The sequence below is a fragment of the Trichloromonas sp. genome (assembly GCF_041583255.1).
In the GTDB taxonomy this organism is placed as follows: Bacteria; Desulfobacterota; Desulfuromonadia; order Desulfuromonadales; family Trichloromonadaceae; genus Trichloromonas.
This window is the reverse complement of the sequence record NZ_JBFHGD010000298.1, coordinates 1-3,152: the sequence shown is the minus strand read 5'-3', so window position 1 is coordinate 3,152 and position 3,152 is coordinate 1. Positions and strand designations below refer to the sequence as shown.

The 3,152-nt window shown below is 61.3% G+C and carries 2 protein-coding genes and 1 pseudogene; 1 reads left to right on the top strand and 2 read right to left on the bottom strand.

Annotation, left to right across the window (positions count from 1 at the left end):
- Positions 1-723, top strand: a pseudogene (locus tag ABYV89_RS15905) (hypothetical protein); the annotation flags it as partial.
- 217 nt (positions 724-940) lie between these two features.
- Here ABYV89_RS15905 and ABYV89_RS15900 read toward each other — a convergent pair.
- Together ABYV89_RS15900 and ABYV89_RS15895 are read right to left on the bottom strand one after the other, a co-directional pair.
- Entirely contained in the window at positions 941-2,299 is a 1,359-nt protein-coding gene (locus ABYV89_RS15900) for a sigma-54-dependent transcriptional regulator (RefSeq protein WP_432823914.1), read from the bottom strand.
- Positions 2,300-2,305: 6 nt separating this feature from the next.
- A partial coding sequence (locus tag ABYV89_RS15895; RefSeq protein ID WP_432823913.1) for a two-component system sensor histidine kinase NtrB occupies positions 2,306-3,152 on the bottom strand: 847 nt, incomplete at its 5' end.

Here is a 3,152-nt window from a genome sequence, read left to right as displayed (position 1 = left end):
GCTGCAGTGACCGGTGGCACCAAGACGCACTACATGGTCGCCGGCGCCGTCATCAACCAGGGTCTGACCCGGGTCGGTTACGAGTACGCTGGGAAGAACTATGCTGACCAGGTCTACTTCGCCCATGACGGCATCGGCTGCGCCGACTGTCACATGAGCACCCCCGGTCGGAGTCACACCTACGACGTCGTCGCCAAGGACGAGGCAGGCGAGATCACCGCCATTACCGCCACCAATTGCGTCTCGTGCCATGACGGAGAGCATGCCCTCTTCGTTGCCGAAAGCCAGATCGGGACGACTCAGAACATCTGGGACGGCACGGCCGCCGTTCCCACCGTCGTCACCCAGGAGCAGGTCGACGCGGCTGGTGCCGAGATGAACCACGAGGCCCACGGTTATCACCAGGCTCTCGATGTGCTGGCAGCGGCTCTGACCACCGCCGGCACCGCGCCGATTGCTGACTACCCCTACTTCAGCGGGTCGGCAACGGACCAGGGTCATGGCGGTGCGATGCACAACTACAGCATGCTGCATCACGAAGCTGGCGCCTACGCTCACAACCGCTACTATGCCAAGCGCCTGATCTTCGACTCCATCGACTGGCTTGACAACAAGGTCCTGGACGGCAGCATCTCCATCGATGCGACCACCTATCCGACCGCTGCCGAGTGGTTCGGTGCACCCGAAGGGACGACCGGTTCGTACGGGGCCACCCGTCCGTAACAACCTAACCTGGGCCTGATACTCAAGGCCCCGTTGATATCGGCCCCCGCCTCACGGCGGGGGCCTTTTTTACTTTCGATCCATGCAGTTCTGCGGGATTATCCCTGTCCACTCCCAACCTGAACGCTGCCGGTCCGGCACGTCGAAATGCAAGCGCCCGCATCCTGAGAGGAGGCGGGCGCTCTGAAGTGTTTGCAATCGACGACCTGCGTCGGGTCTACAGCTTAAGCCTCTTCACCTTGTAGCGCAGCACCCGCTCGCTGATGCCGAGCTGCTCGGCCGCGCGACTCTTGTTGTTTTTGTGCTCCCGCAGGGCCTGCCGGATCATCTGCCGTTCAACCCGCTCGACCGCCGCCCCCAGGGTACCGTCGGACGACACGGGATTCGGCTGAAACTCGGCGCCTCCGCTGTGAAAAGGGAGCTCGGCGGGGGTGACCACAGGCCCGTCGGTGATGACCACAGCCCGTTCGATGATGTTCTCCAGTTCGCGTACGTTGCCGGGGTAGTCGTACGCCATCAGCTGATCGCGAGCCTCGGCGGAAAACTCGACGACCTGCTTGCGGTAGCGATTGGCGGACTTTTTCAGAAAATGCTCGGTCAACAGGGGGAGATCCTCCTTCCGTTCCCGCAGAGACGGCAGGCGGATGGAAACCACGTTGAGCCGATAGTAGAGGTCCTCGCGAAAGGTTCCTTTGCTGATACACTCCGGCAGGCTGCGATTGGTGGCGGTGATGATCCGCGCGTCGGAATGCAGGGTTCGGTTCGAACCGAGGCGCTGAAATTCGTGTTCCTGGAGAAAACGGAGCAGCTTGACCTGGATGGCGGGGGACAGATCCCCTATCTCGTCGAGAAAAAGGGTGCTGCCGTCCGCTTCCTCGAACCTGCCGATGCGGCTCTGGGTGGCCCCGGTGAAGGCGCCTTTTTCATGGCCGAACAGCTCGCTTTCGAGCAGGGTCTCCGGTAGGGCCATGCAGTTGACGGTTACCCGCGGCTGGCTGGAGCGGGGGCTGAGTTGATGGATCAGGCGGGCGATCAGCTCCTTGCCGGTACCGCTTTCCCCTTCGATCAGGACAGTTGCGTCGCTCGCCGCCACCCGGCTGGCGAGGTTGATCGCCCTGCCCATCGCTTCGCTCTGGTAGATGATCTGCTTGGAGGCTATTCCTTTCTCCGCCAGGTTTTTGCGCAGCAGTTCGTTCTCCCTGGTCAGGGCCCGGTTCCGGCCGATCCGGCCTATCTGCAGCAGTAGCTCTTCCAGTTCCAGCGGCTTGGTGATGTAGTCCACCGCTCCAAGCTTGAGGGCCTGGATTGCCGTCTCCACCGTGCCGAAGGCGGTCATCATGATTACGTCCGTCTCGGGGGTGCGGCGCTTGACCGCTTCGAGCAGCTCGAGGCCGTTCATCCCGGACATTTTGTAATCTGTGATCAGGAGGTCGAAAAAATCGGTCTTCATCAGACTCAGCGCCTCCTCGGCGCTGCGGGCTTCGGAGACTTCGAACCCCTCTTCGCCAAGGGCGGCGCACAGCATGGTGCGTTGGCTGTCTCCGTCCTCGGAAACCAGTATCTTCATCTGTTTCATCGGATTTTATGCCTCTTCGGTTGATGCCGGAGTGCCGCCCGGCCAGAGGGGGAGCCGGAGTTCGACAGTCGTCCCCACCGCCGTATTCCCTTTCATGACGATCTTGCCGCCGTGCGCTCCAACGATTTCATGCGCCAGGGCAAGCCCCAGGCCGAGCCCTTTCTCCTTGGTGGTGAATCCCGGTTCGAACAGTCGGTCGCAATCTTCCGGCGGGAGTCCCTCTCCCGTATCGTGAATGGCAACCATAGCCCACCGGCCGGCATCGACCAGGAGTGTCAGCTGGACTTTCCCTGAGTCGGCGGACGCCTCGATGGCGTTTTTGAGGATGTTGATGACTGCCTGCTTCAGTTTGTCGGGGTTCATCAGCACCTGGCAGACCCCGATCTCATAGTCCGCATTCAGGACGATCCCCCGTGCTTTGGCCTCCGGGTCCATAAGGTGGAAGACATTGTCGAGGACTTCGACCAGATTGCCAGGCTGCAGCTCAACTTTTGAATTACGGGCCACCCCGACAAAATCTTCAACGATCTGGTTGAGACGCCTGATCTCGTCGCGGATCAGCTCGGTAATCGGACCCGGTCGTTCGCGGTGAAGCCGCTGCACAGCCAGGCTGATAGCGTTGAGGGGATTCCTGACTTCGTGGGCAACTCCCGCGGTCAAGCGGCCGAGGGCGCCAAGCCGCTCCGCCTGCTGTACCTGACTCTCCATCTGGCGAACCCTCGCGAGGTGCTGGTTCTGCAAACGGAAAAAAGAGCCCAAAACGACCAGGGCAATGACGATGATCCCGCCAACGGTCCAGACCACGTTCCGCTTGTTGGCCTTCAGAATGGCGATCTCTTCTTTCGCCTTGATC

Excerpts from the sequence above, each read along its gene's own strand:
- ABYV89_RS15900 (WP_432823914.1), bottom strand. The coding sequence starts at position 2,299 with ATGAAACAGATGAAGATACTGGTTTCCGAGGACGGAGACAGCCAACGC.